Origin of the sequence: Pseudodesulfovibrio tunisiensis (genome assembly GCF_022809775.1) — a bacterium.
GTDB lineage: Bacteria > Desulfobacterota > Desulfovibrionia > Desulfovibrionales > Desulfovibrionaceae > Pseudodesulfovibrio > Pseudodesulfovibrio tunisiensis.
Genome location: NZ_CP094380.1, coordinates 2,431,410 through 2,457,795, shown reverse-complemented (window position 1 = coordinate 2,457,795; position 26,386 = coordinate 2,431,410). Strand labels below are relative to the sequence as shown.

The window sequence follows — 26,386 nt, the reverse complement described above, 5'->3', positions numbered from 1 at the left end:
GGCCATGCAGATTAAAGCGGAAGAAATCAGCAAAATCATTCAGGACCAGATTCAGAATTATGAATCTCGCGTCGAGATGAGCGAAACCGGCACCGTGCTCTATGTCGGTGACGGTATTGCCCGCGTTCACGGCTGCGAAAACGCCATGGCCATGGAGCTGCTGGAATTCCCCGGCGGTCTCAAGGGCATGGTGCTGAACCTGGAAGAGGACAACGTTGGTGTCGCCCTGCTCGGCGATGACACCGGCATCAAGGAAGGCGACCCGGTCAAGCGTACCGGCATGATCTACTCCGTGCCGGTCGGCGACGGTGTCATGGGCCGCGTCGTGAACCCCCTGGGCGAACCCATTGACGGTCTCGGACCCATCGAGTCCAACGAAATCCGCCCGGTTGAGCTCAAGGCTCCCGGCATCATCGCCCGCAAGTCGGTTCACGAGCCCTGCTACACCGGTCTCAAGGCCATTGACGCCATGACTCCGGTCGGCCGCGGCCAGCGCGAACTCGTCATCGGTGACCGTCAGGTCGGCAAGACCGCTGTCGGCATCGACGCCATCCTGGCTCAGAAGAACACCGACGTGCACTGCTTCTACGTGGCCATCGGCCAGAAGAAGGCGTCCGTCGCCCTGGTTGCCGACGTGCTTCGCAAGTACGGCGCCATGGAATACACCACCATTGTTTCCGCTACCGCTTCCGACCCCGCGCCGCTGCAGTTCATTGCTGCGTACACCGGTGCCACCATGGCGGAATTCTACCGTGACAACGGCAAGCACGCGCTGATCGTTTACGACGATCTTTCCAAGCAGGCCACGGCCTACCGCCAGATGTCCCTGCTGCTCCGCCGTCCCCCGGGACGTGAAGCTTTCCCCGGCGACGTCTTCTACCTGCACTCCAGACTGCTGGAACGTGCCTGCAAGGTGAACGACAGCCTGGGCGCCGGTTCCCTGACCGCCCTGCCCGTCATCGAGACTCAGGCAGGCGACGTGTCCGCGTACATCCCGACCAACGTCATCTCCATTACCGATGGTCAGATCTACCTGGAGCCCAACCTGTTCAACGCTGGTGTCCGTCCGGCCATCAACGTCGGTCTCTCGGTTTCCCGAGTCGGCGGCTCCGCGCAGATCAAGGCCATGAAGCAGGTTGCCGGTACTCTTCGTCTCGACCTCGCCCAGTACCGCGAGCTGGCCGCCTTTGCGCAGTTCGGTTCCGATCTGGACAAGGGCACCCAGCAGAAGCTGAATCGTGGCGCCCGCATGGTCGAGCTGCTCAAGCAGCCCCAGTACCAGCCCCTCTCCGTTCAGGAGCAGGTTTCCATCCTGTACGCCGGAACCCGCGGCCTTCTGGATGACGTGGAAGTGGAGTCCGTGCAGAAGTTCGAAGCCGAGTTCCTCGAGTTCATGCGCAGCGCCAAGGCTGACGTGCTGAGCGAAATCGCCGAGAAGGAAAAGATCGACGATGTCGTGGAAGGCAAGCTCAAGGCTGCCATTGAGGAGTTCAAGAAGGGCTTTTCCGCCTAAGTCAAAGGGGTAATTGATGGCTTCGTTACGAGACGTCCAGAATCAGATCACTGGCGTCAAAAAAACCAAGCAGATCACCAAGGCCATGAATATGGTGGCCTCGGCGAAGCTCAGAAACGCGCAGAGCCGCATCGAGCGGTTCCGTCCGTATGCTGACAAGTTCTACGAGATGCTTGGGGATTTGGCGGCCGGTGCTGACGAATCGGTGCACCCGCTGCTGGAAAGGCGCGAAGAGGTCAAGACCACGGGCATTGTGGTCACGACTTCGGATCGCGGCCTTTGCGGCGCGTTCAATTCGAACATCATCACCATGGCCATGAAACTGGCTGCCGAAAAGACCGCCGAGGGCAAGACCGTCAAGGTCTACTGCATCGGCAAGAAGGTCGCAGATGCGTTCCGCAAGACCGACTATGAAGTCGTTCGTCAGGAGCGCGACGCCATGACCCACTTCGATTTTTCCCTCGCCGCGAGCGTGGGCAACGAAGTGATCGCCGCCTATCTGGCTGGCGAGCTTGATGAGGTCAGCGTCATTTACGGCGAGTTCCACGGCATGGCAAAACAGATCCCGGTCACGCTCGATGTCCTGCCCATCACCTCGCACGAGGCTGAAGCGGGCGAGGAATCCGAAGGCGCTTCCGGCGACTACATATACGAACCTTCCGTCGAAGGCCTGCTGGCCGAGCTTCTGCCTCGGTTCATCAAGGTTCAGGTGTATCGCGGCCTGCTCGACACTTCCGCTTCCGAGCATGCTGCGCGCATGGCCGCCATGGACAACGCCACCAAGGCGTGTGACGACCTGACCGAATCCCTGACCTTGCTGTTCAACAAGACCAGGCAGGCTGCCATTACTGGCGATCTTATGGACATTGTCGGCGGCGCTGAAGCGCTGAACGGATAAAAGGGGGCTTTAAACAATGGCAAATGTAGGTAAAATCGTTCAGGTTATCGGCGCCGTTGTCGACGTCGAATTTCCTGAGGGCAAACTGCCCAACATTCTCACCGCGTTGGAAATTCAGAATCCCAACAATGACGCTGCGCCGAAGCTGATCTGCGAAGTGGCCCAGCATCTGGGTAACAATATCGTGCGCACCATCGCCATGGACGCGACCGACGGCCTTGTCCGCGGCATGGGCGCCACCGACCTCGAGTCCCCCATCACCGCGCCTGTCGGTTCCGGTTCTCTTGGCCGCATCATGAACGTCGTTGGCGAGCCTGTTGACGAGATGGGCGACATCGACGCCGTGAAGCGCCTGCCCATTCACCGCGCGGCTCCGGGCTTCACCGAGCAGAACACCAAGGTTGAGCTGCTCGAAACCGGCATCAAGGTCGTTGACCTGCTCATCCCGTTCCCCAAGGGCGGCAAGATGGGCCTGTTCGGCGGCGCAGGTGTTGGCAAGACCGTTATTCTCATGGAAATGATCAACAACATCGCCAAGCAGCACGGCGGCATCTCCGTGTTCGCTGGTGTTGGCGAGCGTACCCGTGAGGGCAACGACCTGTACCACGAAATGAAGGAAGCCGGCGTTCTGGAGAAAGCCGCATTGGTGTACGGCCAGATGAACGAGCCTCCGGGAGCCCGTGCCCGTGTTGCTCTGACCGCTCTGACCTGCGCGGAATACTTCCGTGACGAAGAAGGCCAGGACGTGCTGCTCTTCATCGACAACATCTTCCGCTTCACCCAGGCCGGTTCCGAGGTGTCCGCACTTCTGGGTCGCATGCCTTCCGCGGTTGGTTACCAGCCGACTCTGGGCACTGACCTTGGTGGCCTGCAGGAGCGCATTACCTCCACCAACAAGGGTTCCATCACCTCGGTTCAGGCCGTTTACGTGCCCGCCGATGACTTGACCGACCCCGCGCCGGCCACCACGTTCTCGCATCTGGACGGTACTCTGGTTCTGTCCCGTCAGATCGCCGAGCTCGGCATCTACCCTGCGGTGGACCCGCTGGACTCCACGTCCCGCATCCTCGACCCCAACGTTCTGGGCGCCGACCACTACGCCACCGCGCGTGAAGTGCAGTCCGTGCTCCAGAAGTACAAGGACCTCCAGGACATCATCGCCATTCTCGGCATGGACGAACTGTCCGACGAGGATAAGCTGACCGTTGGCCGCGCCCGCCGCATCCAGCGTTTTCTGTCCCAGCCGTTCCACGTCGCCGAAGTCTTCACCGGCGTTCCCGGCGTGTACGTCAAGACCGAAGATACTGTTAAGGCGTTCCGCGACATCCTTGACGGCAAATACGATGATCTGCCCGAGCAGGCCTTCTACATGTGCGGCGGTATTGAGGAAGCCATCGAAAAGGCCAAGAATTAAGCGAGGTAGCTCATGGCTAAGACGCTGAACCTTGAGATTGTCACTCCAGACCGGAAGGTACTTTCCGAGGAAGTGGAGTATGTCGGCGCCCCCGGCGTACTCGGTGAGTTCGGCATTCTGCCGAATCACGTTCCTTTCCTTTCCGCTCTTGGTATTGGCAACCTCCATTACAAACAAGACGGCAAGGCGCACTTTGTCTTCGTCGCCGGTGGGTTTGCGGAAGTGAACCACAACAAGGTCACTGTGCTGGCCGAAGTTGCCGAAATGGCCACCGAGATCGACATTGACCGTGCGACCAAGGCCAGAGAGCGCGCCGAATCCAGGGCCCAACAGGCCAAGGAAAAGCTCGACCACGCGAGAAATCAGGCTGCCCTGCAGCGGGCCATTGCCCGCATCAGCTGCCAGACCCGTGGCCGTGAAGCCGGCACCTGCTCCTAGAGCCTGGCTCACCCAATAAAACAAAAAGGCGGATCGCATTGCGGTCCGCCTTTTTTTTGTTGTGCCCTGCAAAGTCGCTGCATTTGCCTTTGGCTATGCCTTGACTGGAATTTAGTTGTTTTTTTACTGCTCATTTTCCAAAAAAGGATCGTTTTCTCATGAAGAAACCGAGAGTTCGGGATAGCGTGGCCGTATGGGACCAGAAGGTTATCATCATGGGGGGACAATAGTTATGGATGGACTCAGACCGTACTATGTCCACTGGAACGACGGGTGTACCTGTTTGTCCGGTGGCGTCTTGCAATATTGTATATCAGATGACAATATTTCGGCGCACCAACCCAAATGAGGAAGAAGCCATGACTGAAGAACTTTCCCCTGTAAAAGTAGATGTTAAGCTCGACGCTACAGAATCAGCAAATACAGTTACCCAAGGTCTTCGCAAAGGGGTGGCCAAGCTGTTCAATGCGATGATGGGTAAACGGTTGGCTAATGTTGAGTACTTTCAAAAGCTCACAGCAGCGCAGGCTGAGAAAGATTGTTTAGCCATCGCTTCAGGGCAGGCTGAATTCCGTGACCAAGAATTGATTCACACCAACTCTCTTCCTCCGATTCGAAATCAAGTGCTGCAAATTGAAGCTGAACAAGAGATGCGGAATCTTGCAGAAAACATGCGCGAAGCCTGTGTTGCCCTCGCAGATGTGCCGGATGAGGAAATCTCCGATAAAGACATTGAGCCGGATTTCTTCGCTCGTTGGCGTAGAGAGGCGAAAGTAATCGGAAATGAAGATCTGCAAAGGATTTGGGGAAAATTACTGGCGGAGGAAGTAAAAAGGTCAAGCTCCATTTCAGTTCGAACTTTAGATGTCGTAAAAAATTTGAGCAGAGATGAGGCTGAGTTGTTTTGCAAGCTCGCAAGTTATATTGTAGATGGTGCTTTTATCGTTTGTCCACCAAGGAACAGTGGAGTTGCGTACAAAAATATATATAGCGAGATCGCTAAGATGGTAGAGTGTGGAATTGTGGTTGATTCTACAGGGCAAGCTGAGTACGAATCGAACAAGAATTTGCTATTGACGAATAAGAAAGTAGCAGTGATGCATAAGTATTTTGTTGTAAATCATGATCCAAATAAAAAACTTGTTTTTATTGGCGCTGTTTTAACTAGAGCTGGGGTTGATTTATATAAAATAGCAGACTTTGATCCTATGCTAAAGTCGAATTTTAAAGACTTTTATGAATGCATAAATGACAATTCAACTGTCAAAATACATCCTGTTTTGCAGGGGGGGGGGGCTTAAGTGCCCCGATCTATCCTGAAATGGTTACAGATGAGGGGGCGTAGTCAGAGTTTCTGTTTACATTTATTGAATGATTTTGGCCTAGAATTGTCCTGGTCTGTGCTGCAAGAATAGGGTGTTGCGTGTCAGAAAAACAAGAAAGGCCGCCGGATGCATGTCCGGCGGCCTTTTTCATTTGAAATCTTGGCGGAAGCGTACAGGAGTCGAACCTGCCCGTGACATCACTGCCACACATTGGTTTTGAAGACCAAGCGCCACACCGGTGACGAAACGCTTCCGTGGTGGCAATGTGAGTAGCAGGTTTGGCCGGGGCGGGCAAGGGGCCGGGATTGCGACGGGATTCGGCACTGGTGTACAAGGGCGCGGGAGTCGCGTACAAGAGAACTGGTGTCCAGTGTGCGAAAATCGTTTCGAGCAAGGGAGGACGGCATGAACTGGTTGCTGAAATGCGTGGCCGCGGGAATCGTCGGCGGCATGGTCTGGATCGGCGCGGCCGGGGCTGCGGATGTGGGCGATGCGGTGAAGCGGAACTGCACTTCCTGTCATTCGGCCAAGCGCATCTGTCTGAACATGGGCGTGAAGGATACCGGGGCATGGAAGGGCACGATTGCCCGCATGATAGGCAAGGGAGCGCGTCTGGACCCGGGCATGACGGACAGCGCGGCCCAATATCTTGCCGGACAGAAGCGGAATGCCAGTCCGCTCTGCAACTGACGGATCGCCTGAAAAACGCGACCTGCCAAATTGCTGCAAAAGTGCAAGCCCTCGCGTATTGCTGCGCGGCGGTCTTGCACTTTTTTTGCGTCTATTGTTCCTCGATGCCGTAGCGTTCGAGGATGCGGGCGAATGTGCCATTGGCGCGGATTGCGGCAAGACCGCGATTCACGGTCTGAATCAGTGGCTCTGCTCCCGGTGACGATCTGGGCGCAATCACGTGCAGGGTGGTCACGGTCAGTGGCGTGTGCGTGGCTGCGAATTCGTATTCCCGGCCCGGAAACAGCTTGCGGATCAGGAACCAGCCCACGGCCTCGCTCTGGGGCGCAAGATCGACCCAGCCGCGTTCCAGCTTGCGAAAGGCGTGTTCATCGCCGTAGCCCCAGTCCATGCGCAGGTCCGCCTTTCGGAAATCCGTTTCATAGAAATAGCCGAGATTGCCGGACACGATGTAGCCCTTGAGGTCCTTCAGCCCGGTGAAATCGAAGTCCTTGAGTCGGTCTCGGCGATAGAAGAACACGCATCTGGATTGCAGGATCGGATCGGAAAACAGGAAGGCCGGTTCCATGGTCGGGATTCTGGCCCACGGAAAACTGGCCTCGGCATCGCCTGCGTCAAGGGCGAGGCGGCAGCGCGGCCATGGCAGAAACGCGAATTCGCCCCGCAGGTCTTCCGCTTCCAGAGCCGCGCGCACGATTTCCGCAGCCGCGCCGTTGCCCGGCATGTATTCCATGGAATAGGGCGGCCATTCCCCGGCCACGAGCCGGACTTCCCGTCGCTCCTCGGCATGGGCCGGGAGACAGGCAGCCGCAAGGACCGCGAAAAGGCTCAGAAGAAGCGGAATCGCGTGTCGGATCATCCCGAATACCTAACCTACCTCGTCACAATGTCAACGGCGTGTGGCAGGCTGGATCACGACTTGCCGAACAGGGTGCGCTGCAGGTCGGCCAGCGTGGCGCAGGTGTCGGCATGGCACGTCGGATCGTGCCCGAGGCGCATGGCCTGCTTGAGCCGCGTTTCATGGGCCGACACGGGCCGGACCTGTCCGTTGAGGTCGATCTCTCCCCAGAACACCGAGGATTCGGGCAGGGGCTGGTCGTAGAACGACGACAGCACTGCCGCAACAACCGCCAGATCAAGGCCCGGGTCGCGCGTGGCCAGCCCGCCGGAAATCTTGGCGTAGATGTCGTAGCCGCTCAGGTTCAGGCGCAGCCGCTTTTCCAGCACGGCCAGCAGCAGGTTCAGCCGATTCGTGTCGAACCCGAGGGCTGTGCGGCGCGGAATGGTCAGGAACGTCTTGCTGACAAGGGCCTGCACTTCCACGGCAAAGGGGCGTTGGCCATCCACGGCCATGGCCATGGCCGTGCCCGAAAGCGAGGGGTCCCGCTGGCCCAGAAAGAACGTGGACGGGTCTTCCACCACGCGCAATCCCTCCTGCTCCATCACGAACACGACCAGTTCGTCGCTCGGGCCGAACCGGTTCTTGAGCACGCGCAGGATGCGGGAGAAATGCTTTCGGTCGCCCTCCAGATACAGCACGGTGTCCACCATGTGCTCCAGCAGCTTGGGCCCGGCAATCTGGCCGTCCTTGGTCACATGGCCGACCAGAATCAGGGTGGTGCCCGTCTTCTTGGTCTTTTCCACCAGTTCGGCGGACACGGCGCGCACCTGACTGACCGAACCGGGAATGCCGTCGGCCAGCGGGGAAGCCAGAGTCTGGACCGAATCCACGATGAGCAGTTCCGGCGGATTGGGACCGTCCAGCACGGCCAGCGCATCCTCGACCTTGTTGGTGGAGACTGCCATGAGCCCGGGACCGAGCAGGCCAAGGCGTTTGGCGCGCGATTTGAGCTGGGGCAGGGATTCCTCGCCCGAGAGATAGACCGCGCTGTTGCCGCGTCCGGCCTGGGTTCCGGCCAGTTGCAGCAGAAGCGTGGACTTGCCGATGCCGGGTTCGCCGCCCAGCAGAATGGCCGCGCCCGGAACCAGTCCCTTGCCCAGCAGATTGTCCAGCGCCTCGATGCCCGTGGGCCGGGCCTGAAGGTTTTCGGCCTTGAGGTCCTCAAGCGGGCGGGGGGCATTGGTGGAGGCCGCCGCGCCCACAGGACGCGAGGATTTCGACTCCACGGTCACGGGCTCCAGCGTGTTCCATTCCTTGCACTGAAGGCATTGGCCCTGCCAGCGCGGGGTGCGCGCTCCGCAGTTGGAGCAGCGAAAGATTTCCTTGGTCTTCATGATGTCCCCCTTGCCAGAGGTAATAGTCAGCCGCGTTTGAGCGTGTCGCGCAGGGTGGCGAGCCCGCGTTCCAGTTCCTGAAGCGTGCGTGGCGAACTCAGGGCCGCGCGAACACCGCATGGGGCTGGCGTCCGTCCAGCCGTGAATCTGCCCGCCGGAGAAACGGATATGCCGCGTCTGGCTGTTTCGCGGCAGAAATCGTCCGGGGTCCACGGTTCGGGAAGATCAATCCACAGGAAGTATCCGTGTTTTGTCGTGCGAATGTCCAGCTCTTCCAGAATTTTTCGCGCGGCATCGCTGCGCAGCATTGCCGCGCTACGCCGTTTTTCCGCGATGCGGTCCGCAGTGCCGTCCTCCAGCCAGAGCCTGACCAGCTCCAGATGCACCACGGGCGGCGCGCCCACGGTGTCGGCAAGGCAGCGTTGCAGGGATTCCACATAATGACGCGGTGCGCTTGCAAAGGCTGCGGCCAGTCCATCCGAAAGAGGCATGGTCATGTCTGCCACGAAAAAGGCGCGCTCCGGGATCAGGGCGGTCACGGGCAGCGGATTGGTCCCGGCGTGGGCATAGGGATCGTCCTCGATGACCAGCAGGTCCTGCCTGTCAGCGACTTCGGCAATGGCGGCGCGCCGGGGGGCGTTCATGCTGGCCGTGGTCGGGTCCTGACATCCGGGCATGACGTGCACGGCCCGGATCGGGTGTTTGGCGCAGGCCGCGTCCAGCGCGTCCGGGAGCATGGAATTTTCATCGCACGGGATCGGGACCAGACGCACGCCGGTGCGTCGGGCCATGTCCCGGATCAGGGGCGAGACCGTGTCGGTCACGGCCAGCCGGTCGCCTTTTCGGAACAGTACGGAGAACAGCAGGGTCAGGGCGTGCAGGCGGTTGATGCACGGGACAACGGTTTCCGGGGGCGTGGGCAGGCCCCAGCGTTCGAGCCAGAGGGAGCCGGTTTCCCGGTCGCGCATGCGCCCGCCCGGAGGGGGCGGGCGCAGCAGCGTACCGGCATTGCCCGACCTGGCGATTCCGCCAAGCGCCCCGGCAATGTCCGGGGTGGGGGGGGATATCGGCAGGACCCGGTCCATGCCGATCGGAGTGGGGCCGGAAAGACCGGGGCCACGTGAGGCTATGTACGTGCCCCGGCCGGTTTCCCCTCGTACCAGTCCGCGCCTTGCGGCTTCGGCATAGCCCCGGGTCACGGTACCCACGGTTACCCCCAGGCGCTCCGCCAGACAGCGGTGCGTGGGCAACCGAAACCCGGGGCCTATGCGTCCCGCGCTTACATCCTCTTCAATGACGTCGGCAATTGCGAGGTAGCGCGGACCGGGAAATCTTTCTATGTCAGGTCGCCACAATGTCATGATGACGATAGATACAATTTACATAAAATTGTGTCAATCGCAACAGAAAAATCGTGACATCGACGAAAAAATCATGGGCCGCGGGCATGAAGAAACCGCCCCTGCCGAAGCAGGAGCGGTTTGCTGCAATCAAGGGATGGGAAGTGGCGCGGATCAGCTGATGAGGTCGCGGTTGCCTTCGATCAGGTCCGTGACCACGCCCGGATCGGCCAGAGTGGAGGTGTCGCCGAATTCGGTGGAGCCTTCCACGATCTTGCGCAGCACGCGGCGCATGATCTTGCCGGAGCGGGTCTTGGGCAGTCCTTCTGCGAACTGGATGAACTCGGGAGTGGCAATGGGGCCGATTTCCGTGCGGACCCAGACCTTGAGTTCCTTCATGAGTTCGTCGGTGGGTTCCTCGTCGGACTTCAGGGTCACGTACGCGTAGATGGTCTGGCCCTTCACGTCGTGGGGCATGCCCACCACTGCGGCCTCGGCCACCTTGGGATGCGCCACGAGCGCGGATTCGATCTCGGCCGTGCCCATGCGGTGGCCGGACACGTTGATCACGTCATCCAGCCGGCCCATGATCCAGAAATAGCCGTCATCATCGGTGCGCGCGCCGTCCCCGGATTCGTAGGCGCCCGGAAAGCCCGCAAAGTACGTGGACTTGTAGCGGTCCGGGTTGCGCCACACGTTGCGGAGCATGCCGGGCCACGGCTTGTCGATGATCAGGTGTCCGCCTTCGTTGGGCTCTGCCGGGGAGCCGTCGCGCCGAACGATCTTGGCGGCCACGCCGGGCAGGGCGCGGGTTGCGGAACCGGGCTTGAGCGGGGTTGCATAGGGCAGGGCCGCGATCATGATGCCCCCGGTCTCGGTCTGCCACCATGTGTCGGTAATGGGCAGTTTCCCCTTGCCCACGTGCTCGTGATACCACATCCACGCTTCCGGGTTGATGGGTTCGCCCACGGACGCGAGCACGCGCAGGGAGCTCATGTCGTGCATGTCGGTCCATTCCGTGCCCTCGCGCATCAGGGCGCGGATGACCGTGGGCGCGGTGTAGAAGATGTTGACCTTGAACTTGTCCACGATGCGCCAGAACCGGTCCGGCTTGGGATAGCTGGGCACGCCCTCGAACATGACCGAAGTGGCGCCGAGGCAGAGCGGGCCGTACACGATGTAGGAATGGCCCGTGATCCAGCCGATGTCCGCAGTGCACCAGTACACGTCCTCGTCCTTGACGTCGAACACCCACTGTGTGGTGTGCGCCGCATAGGTCAGGTAGCCGCCCGTGGTGTGCAGCACGCCCTTGGGCTTGCCCGTGGACCCGGAGGTGTAGAGGATGAACAGCGGGTCTTCCGCGTCCATTTCCTCGTACGGGCAGTCCGCAGTGATGTCGTCGGCCGCGATTTCGTCATGCCACCAGTTGTCCCGGCCTTCCACCATGTCCACGTCCAGATTGCCGCGATTGACCACGACGACCTGCTCCACGCTCGGGCAGCCGGTCAGGGCCTCGTCCGCGTTCTTCTTCAGGGGAATGGTCTTGCCTGCGCGCAGCACTGCGTCCGCCGTGACCAGCACCTTTGCCTCGCAGTCCTGAATCCGGGACTGGAGCGCAATGGCCGAGAAGCCCGCGAACACGATGGAATGCAGCGCGCCGATGCGGGTGCAGGCCAGCATGGCAATGGCCAGTTCCGGAATCATGGGCATGTACAGGGAAACGCGATCCCCGCGCTTCACGCCCTTCTTGCGCAGCACGTTGGCAAACCGGCACACCTCGGTGTGCAGCATCTGATAGGTGTAGACGCGCACGTCCTCCTCGGGCTCGCCCTGCCAGATGATGGCCGCCTTGTTGCGCCGCCCGTTCTCCAGATGGCGGTCGAGGCAGTTGTAGGCCACGTTGGTCCTGCCGCCCTGAAACCATTTCACCTCGGGCTTGTGGAAATCGTATTCCAGCGTTTTGTCCCAGTCCGAGAACCACGTGACCAGTTCCCTTGCCCGGTCGGACCAGAAGCCTTCGGGATCCTGCTCGGCCCGCGTGTATGCGGCCTCGTATTCGTCCATGCTCTTGACCCATGCCTGTGGCTGCATGGATTCGTCGGGTTGAAAGAGCCTTCCCTCCTTCATCATGCTTTCGATCTTTTTCTCTTCACTCATGTTCGCTCCCTTGATCTGATTCCGTCGGTATTCCGAAAAAACCGCTTCATGGTCCCGGCGGGCCGCAATCCCCCCGGTGAAAAACGGGAATGCCACTCATAGACCGTTATCCTCTATCCGAGACAGGTTTGCAACAGGCATCATTTTTCCGTGAACGGTTTCAATCCGGCCGGTGAACGGCGAACGGCATTCACCGGCATGTGGGCAAGGGGCTGTTTCGTCAGGGGGGAATCCCTGCCAGTCGGCAGTGTCTGCCGGTTCGGACCTTTCTCCGGCCTGCTCCGGAAGGCGGATTCGGACGGGGCGGTCCGGTTCGGTGAATGGTCGGGACGGGCGGACGACCGGAACATGATTTTTTCAGGCCGTCGTTGTCCTTTTTCTGCTGCCCGCGTACTGTCGGAACATGTTTCCCGCCTATCTGGCCCTGCATCGATCCGGCGAACTGGCCGAGCGCGCCCGTCGCGCCGTGGAGCGGCTTGCTTCGTGCGACCTCTGCCCCCGGCTGTGTGGCGCGGACCGGACCGCCGGACAGGTCGGTTTCTGCGGAGTGGGCCGAAAGGCCGTGGTGGCCGCGTTCAACCCCCATTTCGGAGAGGAAGCCGTGCTGGTGGGCGAACGCGGTTCGGGCACGGTGTTTTTCGCCGGGTGCAATCTGGGGTGCGTGTTCTGCCAGAACCATGACATCAGTCACGAGCCGGACGCGGGGCTTCCTGCAACCCCGGCGGAATTGGCCGGGGTCATGCTCGAACTCCAGAAGCAGGGCTGCCACAACATCAACTTCGTGACCCCGTCCCATGTGGTGCCGCAGATACTGGAAGCCCTGCCCATTGCCGCGGATCACGGGCTGCGTCTGCCGCTGGTCTACAACACCGGTGCGTATGACACCGTGGAGACGCTCGAACTGCTGGACGGCGTGATCGACGTCTACATGCCGGACGTGAAGGTGTGGTCCCGGCATGTCGCCGGGGAGTTCCTGCTGGCCGAGGACTACCCGGAGCGGGCGCGCGCCGCAGTGCGCGAGATGTTCCGGCAGGTGGGGCGGCTGGCAACGGATTCGGACGGGGTTGCCATGCGTGGCCTGCTGGTGCGGCATCTGGTCCTGCCGGACGATCTGGCAGGCACAAAAGACTGGATGCGCTTCCTGTCCGGGCTTTCTCCGGGCGTACACGTCAACATCATGGGGCAGTATCGCCCCTGTGGCCGCGCAGGCGAAATTTCCGGGTTGGATCGGATTGTGACCAGATGTGAATACCTGCGTGCCGTGGAGGCGGCAAAATTGGCGAAATTGGCCTGTTTGGACCCTGATTGCGTTGATACACTGGAGAAAATGGGCAGAAAATTACATTAATGTAATCATATTTTAGTTTATAATTACAAAAGTTAGCAAAGTCTTGACAAAAATGTGTCGGTCTGTAACCTCTTGTCGCGCTTGCTTTTGCGAAAAATGTTATAATTTACCGCGAAAAAATGGCTATACAGAATAGCCTGTGAGCGTAACAGCCCGTCATGCAAGGATATTCATTTTTTGGCACGAGGGTTGTTAGTAGGGCAGATCGTTGGGAGTTAACAGACTGGCGTCAAAAACCTATTTTGGGAGGAAAATACATGGACATCCCTGTTTTCAACTGCAAGAACGCCGATGACGTGATGAAGGCTGTCAAGGACTACAATGTCAGCTTCATTCAGTACTGGTTCGTGGACATTCTGGGTACGCTCAAGAGCTTCCAGATCACGCCCAACGAGCTGGAAGCCTCGTTCGAGGAAGGCATGGGCTTTGACGGTTCCTCCATCCTCGGCTTCTGCCGCATCGACGAATCCGACATGGTGGCCATGCCCGATCCCACCACGTTCCAGATCTGCTCCTGGCGGCCCACCGAGCGTCCCGTGGCGCGCATGTTCTGCGACGTGGTCAACCCGGACGGCTCCCCGTTCGCGGCCGACTCCCGCTACATCCTGAAAAAGGTTCTGGCCCAGGCTGCCGAGAAGGGCCACACCGCCTATCTCGGACCCGAGCTGGAATTCTTCCTGTTCGCGGACGACACCGACACCGAGATTCTGGATCACGGCGGCTACTTCGATGCTCCGCCGCTCGATCTGGGCAACAACATTCGCCGCGAGATCATTTTTGCTCTGGAAGGCATGGGCATTCAGGTGGAATATTCCCACCACGAGGTTGCCCCGTCCCAGCACGAGATCGACCTGCGCTATGCCGAAGCCCTGAAAATGGCGGACGTGGCCATGACCTACCGCGTGGTGGTCAAGGAAGTCGCCCGCAAGCACGGCTGCTACGCCACCTTCATGCCCAAGCCCATCTTCGGCGAGAACGGTTCCGGCATGCACGTGCACCAGTCCCTGTTCAAGAACGGCAAGAACGTTTTCTACGATGCCAACGACGAGTTCAACCTGTCCGCCGAGGGCAAGAGCTACATCGCCGGCATTCTGAAGCACGCGCCCGAGTTCGTGTGCGTCACCAACCAGTGGGTCAACTCCTACAAGCGTCTGGTGCCCGGCTACGAGGCTCCGGTGTACATCGCGTGGGCCCGCCGCAACCGCTCCGCTCTGGTGCGTGTGCCCATGTACAAGCCCGGCAAGGAAGCTGCGACCCGCATGGAACTGCGCTGCCCGGATCCGGCTGCCAACCCGTACCTTGCCTGGGCCGTGCAGATCGCTTCCGGCCTCAAGGGCATGGAAGAGGGCTACAAGCTGGTCGAGCCCGTGGAAGAGGACATCTTCGACATGAACGAGCGCCAGCTCAAGCGCAACAAGATCAAGTCCCTGCCCGGCTCCCTGTACGAGGCGGCCATGACCCTGAAGAAGTCCAAGTTCATGAAGGAAGTGCTGGGCGATCACCTGCACTCCGCCCTGGTCGAGAACAAGCTTGCGGAATGGGACGAATACCGCACTCAGGTCACCGAGTACGAACTCGACAAGTACCTGCCCATCCTGTAGCCGAACATATCACAGCCATCACCGTCCTTCAGGTCCCGGTCGCATCCTGCGGCCGGGACCGCTTTTTTCCGGGCGGAATCCGGAATGCCTTGACGTGTTTCCCGTCTTGCGGATAGGAGGGAGCATCATGCGCGACTAGCCTTTCCCTGGCCCTGTTTTCCGAGAGGGCCGCACGATTCGACCCTGTACGGCGACGGGTGTTCCCGTTCGTCATTTTTCTCGTATTCGAGTTTCCGGCCCTGCCGGAAGAAAGGATGGTCCCATGACTGACACTTCTCTTGTTTCCCTATTGAATCAGGCCCCTGATTTTTCCGATCCCTGGGGGGAGAATCACAAGATTCCGTGGAATGATCCCGCGTTCAGCAGGCGCATGCTGCGCGAGCATCTGACGCAGGACCACGAACTTGCCAGCAGAAGCCGCGTCCGAATAGCTGCGCAGGTGCGGTGGCTGCACGAACGCGCCCTTGGTGCGCAGCCCGGTCATGTCCTGGATCTGGGATGCGGCCCGGGACTGTATGCGTCCGGGCTTGCCGATGCCGGCCATGCCTACACCGGGCTGGATTTCGGTCCGGCTTCCATCAAGTACGCCGAAGCGCATTTCCGACGTCCCGGACAGGTCCGGTTTCGGCTCGGTGATGTCCGCGAACTGGATTTCGGCAGTGGTCATGATCTGGCATGCATGCTTTTCGGCGAGTTGAACGTGTTTTCTCCCGAGGATTGCCGCGCCATAGTGCGCAAGGCGTATCATGCCCTGAACCCGGGCGGAGTCCTGCTGGTGGAGGTGCATTCCCCGGACGCGGTGCGCGACTCGGGCCGGGGCGAATCCTGGCAGGCCTGCGAGTCCGGCCTGTTCTCGGATTCGCCGTACCTGTGCCTGACCCGCAACCATTGGAGCGAATCCCTGCGCGTGGCGCGCCAGACGTTTCACGTGATCGAAATCGGGACCAGAGCCCTGAGCACGCATCACAGCACGATGCAGGCCTATTCCCGCCGGGAGTACGATGATCTGCTCATCAATGCCGGGTTTCATGATCCCCGGTTGCGGGAATCATGGCCCGGCGGCCATGCCGGACTCTGGCTGCTTTCGGCGGTGCGTTAGCTGGGCGAAATCTGCCGCCCCGGTTGCATGCAATGACATGAAGCCCGCTTTGGCGGGCTTTTTCCGTTCCGGCGGTTGAGGTTCCGCGCCGCACGGGGTAGATGTCAGACATGATGCGTAAAAATGCCGGAGCTGTTTCATGCGTGTGACCGCCGTGGTGGGCCGGGACGTGGACCGCGATGTTCTGGCCGGGGCACTGGCCGGAGTCGACGCGCATGTGTCGCGCCATGCCTCGGGCGTGTCCCGCGGGGTTCGCCAGTTGGACAGACATCCTGCGGACCTGTTTCTGGTGGCGCCGGATGCGGCCGACGGGACATGGCCCCGGGCCGTGCGCCGGGCAGTGCGCGAATACGCGGTAACGGTTCTGGTGCTGGGGCCGGACAATGCGGGATGGCGCACGGATGCGCTGGATGCCGGAGCCTGGGCCTATGCCGAGCATGCGGACATGGAGTCCGGCAGGCTTGCGGACATGGTCGGGCTGATTGCGCGTTGCGTCGAGGCCGAGGCGCGGGCCGACCAGTGCAATTTCATCAACGATTGGGTCGAGGAGACCGGGCGGCTCGCTTCCTGGTGGACCCGGGATGACGGGAGCGTGGTCTTTTCCCGGGGCATGGCAGCCCTGTTCGGATGCCGTCCGGATGAACTGGGAGACGGTCTGGCTGCCCTGCGGGAATTCGTGCATCCGGACGACAGGGCCGTGTACGATCAGGCGGGCAAGGCCACGTTCAATGAAAAGTGGCCCGTGGATTTCGAATACCGCATTGTCACGCCGCAGGGACAGGTCCGGCATCTGCACGTGAACCGGCGCGTGGAACTGGACGACGGGGGCAATCTTGTCCGGGCCTACGGTCTGGCCCGGGACGTGTCCTCGCGCAAGAATTTCGAGGAGTTTCTTCATACGCGCGACGCCCTGCTTCAGGTGGTGAGCCGCTTTGCCGGCAGTTGCCTGCGCGGCGGGGACCGCGGCGACGCCATGGATTCCATCGTGCGCACATTGGGCATGACCGCGGACGTGACCCGCGTCTTCATCTGCCGTCGCAGAGCCGACATGCCTGCGGGGTGTGCGGTTTCCCTGGAGTTCGAATGGGCTGCCCCGGGCATTCCCGTGCTGACCGGTCAGCCGGGCATGGATGGCCTTTCCCTTTCTCCGGCCTATGATCGCTGGCAGGAATCCCTGCTCGCGCACCATCCCATTGCCGGGCACGTGCACAATTTTCCGGAGGCCGAGCAGGCCCTGTTCGACGGTTCCGGCGTGCGTTCCCTGCTGCTGGTGCCCGTGTTTTCGGGTGACGAGTGGTGGGGCTTCATCGGGTTTTTCGAGCACCGCAGGGAACGGGACTGGCTTCCTGCGGAAATCGAGGCCCTGACCATGGTGGCCGATCTGCTCGGGTCCGCGATTCTCCGGTCGCGCATGGAGCGTCAGCTTCGCGAGGCCAACGAGGCTGCGGAAGAGGCCAAGCGCATGGCGCTGGACGCCAGCAAGGCAAAGAGCCGCTTTCTGGCCAACATGAGTCACGAAATCCGTACGCCCATCAGCGGCATTCTGGGCATGGCCGAGATGACCATCACCACGGGACTGACCCCGGAACAGCGAGAACATCTGGACATGATCCGGGATGCGGCCCGCTCCCTGCTTGCCGTGGTCAACGACATTCTCGACATCTCCAAGATCGAGGCGAGCAGGATGGAGCTTCGCCCGGTCCCGTTCGATTTTCGCAGGGAACTGGAAACCACGCTCAAGCCGTTCGAGCCGCAGGCCAAGGCCGGGAATCTGGTCTTTCTCTGGAATGTGGCCGACGATGTGCCCGCGCATCTGGAGGGCGACCCGGAACGCCTCGGTCAGGTGCTGCGCAATCTCGTGGGCAACGGGCTGAAGTTCACGGAACGGGGGCTGGTCGAGCTTTCCGTGGGCGTGGCCGAACAGGTCGGCGACCAGATCTGCCTGCATTTTTCCGTGCGCGACACGGGCGAGGGCATTCCCGAGGACCGGCTCGAGGACATTTTCGACAGCTTCACGCAGGTGGATTCCTCCATGGGCAAGCGGCATCAGGGAACCGGACTGGGGCTGGCCATTTCCCGGGAGCTGGTCGCCATGATGGGCGGAACCGTGAGCGCGGAATCCGAGCCGGGCCGGGGCAGCGTGTTTTCCTTCACCGCGTGGTTCGGCATCACCGACAAGGTGCCCGAGGCCGCGCCCGAGCAGAAGGAACCCTTGCGCCCTCTGCATCTGCGACTGCTTCTGGCCGAGGACAATCCCCTGAACCGCAAGTTCCTGACGCATTTTCTGGGCATGTTCGGCCACGAAGTCACGGTGGCGGGCAACGGCCGGGAGGCTCTGGACCTGCTGGAGCGGACCGAAAGGCCGTTCGATCTGGTGCTCATGGACGTGCAGATGCCCGAGATGGGCGGCATCGAGGCCACTCGGGCCATTCGCGCGCACAAGGGCAGACGTGTTGATCCGAACATTCCGATAATCGCCCTGACCGCCTATGCCATGAAGGGCGACAAGGAGCGCATGCTGGAAGCGGGCATGAACGACTACGTGAGCAAGCCCGTGGACATGAAGGAGCTTTCCGCAGCCATTGCCCGCAATGTGCGCCGTCCCGGGGATGATTCCAAGGCTGCCCCTGCGAGGAGCGGGAGACGGACGGAACGCGTCTCGGAGCCGCAGGTTGCGGATGTCGACATGGACGCGCTCGCGGAACGCTTTCAGGGCAACACCACCCTGCTGCGCGACATTCTCAAGCTGTTTCTTGCCGAGGCCTCGGACAAGCTGGACATGCTGGAGAGCGGGCTGCTGCGCTCGGACCCGGACGAGGCCGGGGCTGCCCTGCATTCCATGGCCAATCTGGCGGGCCATGTGCTGGCCATGCCCCAGATGCAGAAGGCCCGAAGTCTGGAACGGCTCTGCATCAAGGGCCGCATGGCCGAAGCCGTGGACGACATTCGAGCCCTGAAAGAGGAATTTGCCGGACTCGTCATTGCGGTCCGGCGGCAGATCAGAACGCTGTAAGTCGAGTTTGATTGCTTTTTTGCGTTGCACTCAGTACAAGGATTGACCCGGAGTTGCACCCGGCGATTATCGAGCAGGAGGGAAGAATATGCTGGTCAGAGATTGGATGACCCGGAACGTGATCTCCCTGGGCGTGAATTCGTCCATACTTGATGCCGCTGAAATTCTGCGGGAAAAGAACATTCGCCAATTCCCGGTGATCGATTCCGAGGGCAGGCTCGTGGGCATTGTCTCGGACCGCGATGTCCGGGACGCCATGCCTTCCAAGTTCGTGCCCGGCGACGGAGCCGTGGACCTGAAGAGCGGACTCTACACCCTGACGGCCGGGGACGTCATGACCCTGGACCCCATTGTTGTGGCCTCGGACACGGCCATGGACCTTGTGGCCGAACTCATCGTCAAGCACAAGATCGGCGGCATTCCCGTGGTGGACGGAGGCACGCTCTCCGGCATCATCACGCAGGCCGACGTGATGCGTTTTCTCTGCACGGCCACGGGCTGCCATCGCGGCGGCATCCAGTTTGCGGTGCGCCTGCCCGCCAAGCCCGGCCCTCTGGCCGAGCTGCTTCGCGATGTCAAGAACCAGAATCTTGCCTTCAGCAGCGTCTTCACTTCCGCGGATGTGGAACGCCCGGGCTTTCGCCACGCCTACGTGCGCGTGAGCGACATCGGCGACCAGCGCGTGGACAAGGTGGTCGAGGCGCTTCAGGCCAAGTACGACCTCATGTACTATGTCTACGAAGGCGTGACCGTCGACCTTTCAGACAGTTGAAAAGCGGGCAATCGCTGCGTTGCTGCAAAACGCTCAAACCCTCGCGTATCGGAATACGCGTCGGTCTTGAGCGTTTTTTGCGCCTTGCGCTCACCCGCTTTTGAACTGCCTGAATGTGTGTTGCAAAGCGGGCAATCGCTGCGTTGCTGCAAAACGGGCAGACTCTCGCGTATCGGAATACGCGTCGATCCTGCCCGTTTTTTGCGCCTTGCGCTCACCCGCTTTTGAACTGTCTGAATGTGTGTTGAAAAGCGGGCAATCGCTGCGTTGCTGCAAAACGGGCAGACTCTCGCGTATCGGAATACGCGTCGGTCTTGAGCGTTATTTGCGCCTTGCGCTCACCCGCTTTTGAACTGCCTGATTGTGTGTTGCAAAGCGGGCAATCGCTGCGTTGCTGCAAAACGGGCAGACTCTCGCGTATCGGAATATGCGTCGATCCTGCCCGTTTTTTGCGCCTTGCGCCTTTTGGTTCCCGGATTGAGTTGACGGTGCGAAACGGGGGAGCCTGATGCAGAGGTCTGTCTTCGGAAAACAGTTTTTCTGCCATGAAAAAAAACGCTGCCCGGCCTGTGATCAGGTCGGGCAGCGTTGGCTTGTCTTGTCGAAAGGACGCTATTTTGCGGCCTTGAGCAGTTCGGCCACAAGGCCGGGGATGGTGTAGTCCTCGGGTTCCACGTCCACGGTAAAGCCGTATTCGTGCACGGTCTTCGTGGTGATGGGGCCGATGGATGCGATTTTGACTTCCGGGTGCTGCTTGAGTTCCTCGGCAGGAAGCAGCTTGAAGAAGTTGTGCACCGTGGACGAGGACGTGAAGGTCACGTAGCCGATCTCGCCCTTGTTCATGGCTTCGCGCACTTCGTCCACGTCGGACTTGGCCAGACGGGTTTCGTACACGGGCAGGACATGCACGTCGCAACCTGCCTCGCGCAGGGCGTCGGGCAGAACCTCGCGAGCCTTGAGCGCTCTGGGGATCAGCACGGACTGGCCCTGAATGCCGAGCTTGAGCAGTCCTTCCACCACGTGTTCGGCCACATACTTTTCCGGGATGAAATCCGGATTGATGCCCCGATCGCGCAGGGCGTCTGCCGTGGCCGGGCCGATGGCCGCCACCTGAAGGCCACCCAGAATGCGGGAGTCCAGCCCGATTTCCGCGAGCTGTTCCCAGAAGAATTTCACGCCGTTCACCGAGGTGAACACCAGCCACTGGTACCGGGCGAGCTGGAGAATCGCGGTTTCTACCTCGTTGTAGTCGTCCAGATGCTCCACGGAGATGGTGGGGAACTCGTGCACGCATGCGCCGTGGCCGCGCAGGGTGGCCACGAGGCCGCTGGCCTGTTCGCGTGCCCGGGTCACGACCACGCCTTTGCCCAGCAGCGGCTTTTTCTCGAACCAGTTCAGTTTGTCGTGCAGGGAGCAGACCCCGCCCACGATGATGATGGACGGCGCCTTGAAGCCGCGTTCGGCCGCGTCCGCAGCCACGTTTTCCAGCGTGGAAAGCATGGACTCCTGAGTGCAGCGGGTGCCCCAGCGCACCAGAGCCACGGGCGTGTCTCCGGCTCTGCCGTTGTTCATCAGGTTGTCCGCGATCATGGGCAGATTCTTCACGCCCATGTAGAAGACGAGGGTGGACGTGGACTTGCCGTAGACTTCCCAGTTGTGGCCGGATTTTTCCTTGGTCGGGTCTTCGTGGCCCGTGATGAAGCACACGCTGGTGGTGTGGTCGCGATGGGTCACGGGAATGCCTGCATAGGCCGGAGCCGCCACGCCTGCGGTGATGCCGGGCACCACCTCGAAGTCGATGCCGGCTTCCACAAGCTCCTCGGCCTCTTCCCCGCCGCGTCCGAAGACATAGGGGTCGCCGCCCTTGAGACGGCAGATGGAACGGCCGGACCGGGCCTTTTCAATGATCAGTTCGTTGATCTTGTCCTGCGGCAGGGTGTGGTCGCCGCCCTTCTTGCCCACGTACAGGATTTCGCATTCGGGCTTGCACCACTTGAGGAAATCCCGGTTTGCCAGATAGTCGTAGATCATCACGTCGCATTGCTCGATGATCTCCTTGGCCCTGAGAGTCAGCAGTCCGGGGTCGCCAGGACCTGCGCCTACGAGAAATACTGTTGCCATACAAGTGCCTCCGGCGGCTTGAAAACCCTTGGAAAAAAGGGCTTCTGGAGTTTCCGAATCGTTTTGGCGATCTCTTTTCGGTCAAGGCACGGACCGTTCGGTCTCGTTCCCTCTACGCCGCCCTGCATTTCCGACTGTCCCTCGAACCTTCCGGCGGCGTAGAACCGGAGAGCTCCGAAAAGGAGTCCGGGGAAAAACTTCCTCGGAAGTTTTTCCCCGGAAATATCGTCATGCTACCCGACCAGAGACGCGAGGCGTTCCTTGAGCTGGGTGAGCTTGTTCTTTTCCTCTTCCATCTCCGCCATCTTGGCCTTTTCCCCTTCCACGACCTCGTCGGGCGCGTTCTTGAGGAAGCCGGGGTTGGACAGCTTTTTGGAAACGCCGGTCATGGTCTTTTCCAGCTTGGTCAGGTTCTTGTCCAGACGGGCGAGTTCGGATTCGAAGTCCACCACGCCTTCCAGCGGCACGTAGATTTCGTTGCCCTGCACCACGCCGGTGCCGGAGGCCTTGGGACCGTTCACGTCCGGGCCGATCTCGATGGACTCGATGCGCGCCAGCGACTGGATCAGCGGAATGTTGGCCTCGATGATGGCCTTGTCCGCGTCGTTCACGGTCCTGATGAGCAGGTTCAGCTTCTTGGCCGGTTCGATGAGCAGCTCGGTGCGGATGTTGCGCACGCCGGATACCACGCCCATGAACAGTTCCATCTCGGCTTCGGCGGCCTGATTGCGGCACTCGGGACACATGTCCGGGAAGGGCAGGGTCGCGATGTCGTCGGAGCGGTCGTCGCCTTCGGGCCGGGGCAGGGCAGACCAGATTTCCTGGGTGATGAACGGGGTCACGGGGTGCAGAATCACCATGATCTCGGACAGCACGGTCCAGAGTACCTTCTGCGTGCGGGCCTTGGCTGCCTCGTCCTCGCCGTACAGCGTGGGCTTGATCATTTCCAGATACCAGTCGCAGAACTCGGACCAGATGAACTTGTACAGTCCCTGGGCGATTTCGTTGAACCGGTATTCGCGGGTGGCCTGTGCCGCGGATTCCTTGAGCTCTTCGAGCCGGTGCAGAATCCATTTGTCGGCAAGGGTGTCCGCTTCGGTCACGCTCACGGCCGGGATGGTGTCCGGCAGGTTCATGAGCGCGAAACGGGCCGCGTTCCAGATCTTGTTCATGAAGTGCTTGTAGCCTTCGATGCGCTTTTCCGAGAGCTTGATGTCGCGGCCCATGGCGGCAAAGGAGGTCAGGGTGAACCTGAGCGCGTCCGCGCCGTACTTTTCGATCATGTCCAGCGGGTCGATCACGTTGCCCGTGGACTTGGACATCTTCTTGCCCTTTTCATCGCGCACCAGCGCGTGGATGTACACGTCGTGGAACGGCACTTCCTCCATGAACTGGAGGCCCATCATCATCATGCGGGCGACCCAGAAGAAAATGATGTCGAAGCCCGTGACCAGACAGGACGTGGGGTAGTACCTGGCCAGCTCCTTTGTCTCGCCGGGCCAGCCCAGCGTGGAAAAGGGCCACAGCGCCGAGGAGAACCACGTGTCCAGCACGTCCTCTTCCTGCGTGATGCGCTTGCTGCCGCACTTGGAGCAGACCGTGGGATCGTCGATGGCCACGGTCAGTTCGCCGCAGTCCTCGCAGGTCCATGCCGGAATGCGATGGCCCCACCATATCTGGCGGGAGATGCACCAGTCGCGGATGTTGTCCAGCCAGTCGTAATAGGTCTTGGTCCAGTGCTCGGGGTAGATCTGCGTTCTGGCCGGAACCGCGGCACGCGCCTTTTCCGCCAGCGGCTTCATGGAAACGAACCACTGGGTGGAGACGTGCGGCTCGATCACGGACTTGCAGCGGTAGCACACGCCCACGTTGTGCGCGAGGTCTTCGATGCCGAGCACGCGGCCTTCCGCGTCCAGCTCTTCGAGAATGAGCTTGCGCGCGTCCTCGATGCTCAGGCCCTGATAGCGTTCCGGGGCGTTCTCGTTGACGAGTCCGTCCTCGTCCAGCATGGAAATGACTTCGAGGTTGTGCTTGCGGCCCAGTTCCCAGTCGTTCATGTCGTGGGCCGGGGTGACCTTGAGGCAGCCGGTGCCGAATTCGATGTCCACGTACTTGTCGCCGATGATGGGCAGGGTGCGACCGATGATGGGCAGGATGGCTTCCTTGCCGATCAGGTGGTTGAAGCGGTCGTCCTCGGGGTTCACGGCAATGGCGGTATCCGCGAGCATGGTTTCCGGGCGGGTGGTGGCGATGGTCAGGGTGCCGGAACCGTCGGCCAGATCGTAGCGGATGTGGTGCAGCTTGCCGGGCTTGGCCTCGCGCTCGACCTCGTCGTCCGCAAGCGCGGTGTGGCAGCGGTTGCACCAGTTGATGATGTAGTCGCCCTTGTAGATGAGGCCCTGTTCGTAGAGCTTGACGAAGACTTCGCGCACGGCCTTGGCGCGGTCCTCGTCAAAGGTGAAGCATTCGCGGGTCCAGTCCACGGACGCGCCCATGCGGCGGATCTGGTTCAGGATGTGGTCGCCCTTTTCCTTTTTCCATTCCCACACGCGCTCGATGAATTTCTCGCGGCCCAGATCGTGGCGGGTCTTGCCCTCGGTCTTGAGCTGGCGTTCAACGACGTTCTGGGTGGCGATGCCTGCATGGTCGGTGCCGGGCACCCAGAGCACGTTGCGGCCCTGCTGGCGGTGGAAGCGGCACAGGATGTCCTGAAGCGTGAGGTTCAGGGCGTGGCCCATGTGCAATACGCCGGTGACGTTCGGCGGCGGGATCACGATGGAATAGGGATCGCCCCCATCCTCGGGGTCTGGGGTGAAGGTTTGGGAATTTTCCCAATGTTTCTCCCACTTGTCTTCAACATCCCAAGGCTCGTATCCCTTGGCCAGCGTCGGTCGCGTCATTGACTTCTCCTTTTATGCGATAGGCGGCAGGAGGCCCGCCCTGAAAATTCAAGGTCTTGTTCTTGCCGTTTGGCACGGCCCTTGTTAGCGTGCGGACTACCCTCATAGAGAGCTGAACATATGTCAAGCATCCATATATACTGGGACGAATCACACTTCTGGGGGCTTCTGCTCAGGCGCGCGCTCGAAGCATGGGGCGTGCCCCACAGGCTCGTGCGCGGCACTGAAATAGCTCAGGGCGCGCTGGCTGGCAAGTCCCGGCCGCAGGCGCTTGTGGTGCCGGGCGGCCGTGCCCGGGGCAAGGCCGACAGGCTTGGTCCGGAAGGCATGAACGCGGTTCGCGAATACGTGCGTTCCGGCGGCACCTACATCGGCTTCTGCGGCGGCACCGGACTGGCCCTGACCGGAACCCACGGCCTTGGCCTTTCGCCATGGTCGCGCCGTGGCTACAGGAATCGGCTTCATCATTTTCTTTCCGGCCATGTTCAGGTCGATCTTGCCGCGAGCAGCGATCTCGTGCCCGACGAACTGGGCGATTCCGCCCTGATTCCGGTGTGGTGGCCCGGCCGTTTTGCCCAGGCCGACAACGACGGGGTCGAGGTGCTGGCCCGCTACAACACGCCCGGTCCGGATTTCTGGGTCGCGGACCTGAATCTGCGCACCCTGCCCAAGGGCACCATGGCGGACTGGGAAGCCCTGTACGGCATCCACATCAACCCGGATTTTCTCACGGGCCTGCCCTGCGTCACGGGCAACAGCTACGGAAAGGGACGGGTGTTCCTGAGTTATGCGCATCTGGAAACCCCGGCCTCCCGGGACGCGAACCGCTGGCTCGGCCACATCCTGTCCCGCGTGCTGGGCACCGAAATCGGGCACGAGCCGGTCCCGGCATGGGTGGTGGCGTCCCGGCCCGTCCGCTGGCAGGATCCGGTCCTGATGGCGGCGCGCAAATCCCTTGAGGACATCATCGAGACCGGGCGCAACCATTTCCTGCTGTTCTGGCGCAACTCCTGGCTTCTGGGCTGGCGCCGGGGCATTCCGGGCGCGGGCATCAACAGTCTGTATTCCCTTGTCTGCGAATCCCTGGCCCGGCTGCCCAATGATTCCGCGCTGGAATACTGGGAGCGCACCGGTCCGAAATTCCGCGTGCTCATGGAACTGCTGGGCAGCGGCCTGACCGGGTATCTTCTGGCCGAACGGCTCGCCATGACCGTGTTCCACTCCTCGCCCGAGGCTGTCTCGCCTCAGGCCCTGCGCGAACAGCGGCGCGCCCTGTTCGGCCTGCCCCCGGAACCGGGTGGCATCCACGCCGATCTTGTCTCCATGCTTGAGGAACTCTATTGGCGGCTCTGCACCACGGTTTAAGAACGTTTGTGCAGACTAACGCCGTTGCACATTCTGTTTTTTCCGTGCTATCGGTATTGAAATAGGCGGTTTATTGGATTCCCGGATGTGTCGATCCAGTGCGTCGGTCTGTGCGGGCCGATTGCGCATGACGTGCATCTTCCGATACATATTTCAA

The 26,386-nt window shown here is 60.8% G+C and carries 18 protein-coding genes and 1 tRNA gene; 12 read left to right on the top strand and 7 right to left on the bottom strand.

Annotated elements, in window-relative coordinates:
* The first annotated feature begins 4 nt into the window (after positions 1–4).
* The 5 genes from atpA to MPN23_RS11905 all read left to right on the top strand — a co-directional run bounded on the left by atpA (position 5) and on the right by MPN23_RS11905 (position 5,564).
* Entirely contained in the window at positions 5–1,513 is a 1,509-nt protein-coding gene (atpA, locus tag MPN23_RS11925; RefSeq protein WP_243544419.1) for a F0F1 ATP synthase subunit alpha, read from the top strand.
* Between the two features lie 16 nt (positions 1,514–1,529).
* The gene (locus MPN23_RS11920) at positions 1,530–2,411 is read left to right on the top strand and encodes a F0F1 ATP synthase subunit gamma (protein WP_243544418.1); all 882 of its coding nucleotides are present in this window, start codon (positions 1,530–1,532) and stop codon (positions 2,409–2,411) included.
* Between the two features lie 16 nt (positions 2,412–2,427).
* Positions 2,428–3,825 (top strand): F0F1 ATP synthase subunit beta, encoded by a 1,398-nt coding sequence (gene atpD / locus MPN23_RS11915; protein WP_243544417.1) that lies wholly within the window; start codon positions 2,428–2,430, stop codon positions 3,823–3,825.
* A gap of 12 nt (positions 3,826–3,837) precedes the next feature.
* Positions 3,838–4,263 carry a F0F1 ATP synthase subunit epsilon gene (locus tag MPN23_RS11910; RefSeq protein ID WP_243544416.1) on the top strand — a complete coding sequence of 142 codons (426 nt, stop codon included), beginning with the start codon at positions 3,838–3,840 and terminating at the stop codon, positions 4,261–4,263.
* A 359-nt stretch (positions 4,264–4,622) separates the two neighbouring features.
* On the top strand, positions 4,623–5,564 hold the full coding sequence (locus MPN23_RS11905) for a DUF2806 domain-containing protein (protein ID WP_243544415.1): 942 nt from the start codon (positions 4,623–4,625) through the stop codon (positions 5,562–5,564).
* A 184-nt stretch (positions 5,565–5,748) separates the two neighbouring features.
* Here the strand turns inward: MPN23_RS11905 and MPN23_RS11900 are convergent.
* Positions 5,749–5,842, bottom strand: a tRNA-Sec gene (locus MPN23_RS11900).
* Positions 5,843–5,993: 151 nt separating this feature from the next.
* Here MPN23_RS11900 and MPN23_RS11895 point away from each other — a divergent pair.
* Positions 5,994–6,278, top strand: a complete 285-nt coding sequence (locus MPN23_RS11895) for a hypothetical protein (RefSeq protein WP_243544414.1) — start codon at positions 5,994–5,996, stop codon at positions 6,276–6,278.
* A gap of 91 nt (positions 6,279–6,369) precedes the next feature.
* Here the strand turns inward: MPN23_RS11895 and MPN23_RS11890 are convergent, their stop codons facing one another.
* The 4 genes from MPN23_RS11890 to acs form a co-directional block, all read right to left on the bottom strand.
* Entirely contained in the window at positions 6,370–7,137 is a 768-nt protein-coding gene (locus tag MPN23_RS11890) for a substrate-binding periplasmic protein (RefSeq protein ID WP_243544413.1), read from the bottom strand.
* Between the two features lie 53 nt (positions 7,138–7,190).
* Positions 7,191–8,513 (bottom strand): DNA repair protein RadA, encoded by a 1,323-nt coding sequence (gene radA, locus MPN23_RS11885; RefSeq protein WP_243544412.1) that lies wholly within the window; start codon positions 8,511–8,513, stop codon positions 7,191–7,193.
* Positions 8,514–8,539: 26 nt separating this feature from the next.
* The gene (locus MPN23_RS11880) at positions 8,540–9,874 is read right to left on the bottom strand and encodes an aminotransferase-like domain-containing protein (RefSeq protein WP_243544411.1); all 1,335 of its coding nucleotides are present in this window, start codon (positions 9,872–9,874) and stop codon (positions 8,540–8,542) included.
* A 153-nt stretch (positions 9,875–10,027) separates the two neighbouring features.
* Positions 10,028–12,010 (bottom strand): acetate--CoA ligase, encoded by a 1,983-nt coding sequence (acs, locus tag MPN23_RS11875; protein ID WP_243544410.1) that lies wholly within the window; start codon positions 12,008–12,010, stop codon positions 10,028–10,030.
* Between the two features lie 403 nt (positions 12,011–12,413).
* Here acs and MPN23_RS11870 point away from each other — a divergent pair, with 403 nt between their 5' ends.
* The 5 genes from MPN23_RS11870 to MPN23_RS11850 all read left to right on the top strand — a co-directional run bounded on the left by MPN23_RS11870 (position 12,414) and on the right by MPN23_RS11850 (position 19,843).
* The gene (locus MPN23_RS11870; protein ID WP_243544409.1) at positions 12,414–13,358 is read left to right on the top strand and encodes a radical SAM protein; all 945 of its coding nucleotides are present in this window, start codon (positions 12,414–12,416) and stop codon (positions 13,356–13,358) included.
* Between the two features lie 257 nt (positions 13,359–13,615).
* A complete protein-coding gene (locus MPN23_RS11865; protein ID WP_243544408.1) occupies positions 13,616–14,959 on the top strand; it encodes a glutamine synthetase family protein in 1,344 nt (447 codons plus the stop codon).
* A gap of 262 nt (positions 14,960–15,221) precedes the next feature.
* Positions 15,222–16,058 (top strand): class I SAM-dependent methyltransferase, encoded by an 837-nt coding sequence (locus MPN23_RS11860; protein WP_243544407.1) that lies wholly within the window; start codon positions 15,222–15,224, stop codon positions 16,056–16,058.
* 139 nt (positions 16,059–16,197) lie between these two features.
* A complete protein-coding gene (locus tag MPN23_RS11855; protein ID WP_243544406.1) occupies positions 16,198–19,071 on the top strand; it encodes a hybrid sensor histidine kinase/response regulator in 2,874 nt (957 codons plus the stop codon).
* 88 nt (positions 19,072–19,159) lie between these two features.
* Positions 19,160–19,843, top strand: a complete 684-nt coding sequence (locus tag MPN23_RS11850) for a CBS and ACT domain-containing protein (protein WP_243544405.1) — start codon at positions 19,160–19,162, stop codon at positions 19,841–19,843.
* Between the two features lie 612 nt (positions 19,844–20,455).
* Here the strand turns inward: MPN23_RS11850 and cobA are convergent.
* Together cobA and MPN23_RS11840 are read right to left on the bottom strand one after the other, a co-directional pair.
* Complete coding sequence (cobA, locus tag MPN23_RS11845) at positions 20,456–21,964, bottom strand: uroporphyrinogen-III C-methyltransferase (protein ID WP_243544404.1); 1,509 nt, start codon at positions 21,962–21,964, stop codon at positions 20,456–20,458.
* A 233-nt stretch (positions 21,965–22,197) separates the two neighbouring features.
* Positions 22,198–24,864: a valine--tRNA ligase gene (locus tag MPN23_RS11840; protein WP_243544403.1), complete on the bottom strand. Its 2,667-nt coding sequence runs from the start codon at positions 24,862–24,864 to the stop codon at positions 22,198–22,200.
* A gap of 120 nt (positions 24,865–24,984) precedes the next feature.
* Between MPN23_RS11840 and MPN23_RS11835 the strand changes: the two genes are divergently transcribed.
* Positions 24,985–26,229 carry a BPL-N domain-containing protein gene (locus tag MPN23_RS11835; RefSeq protein ID WP_243544402.1) on the top strand — a complete coding sequence of 415 codons (1,245 nt, stop codon included), beginning with the start codon at positions 24,985–24,987 and terminating at the stop codon, positions 26,227–26,229.
* Positions 26,230–26,386 lie beyond the last annotated feature (157 nt).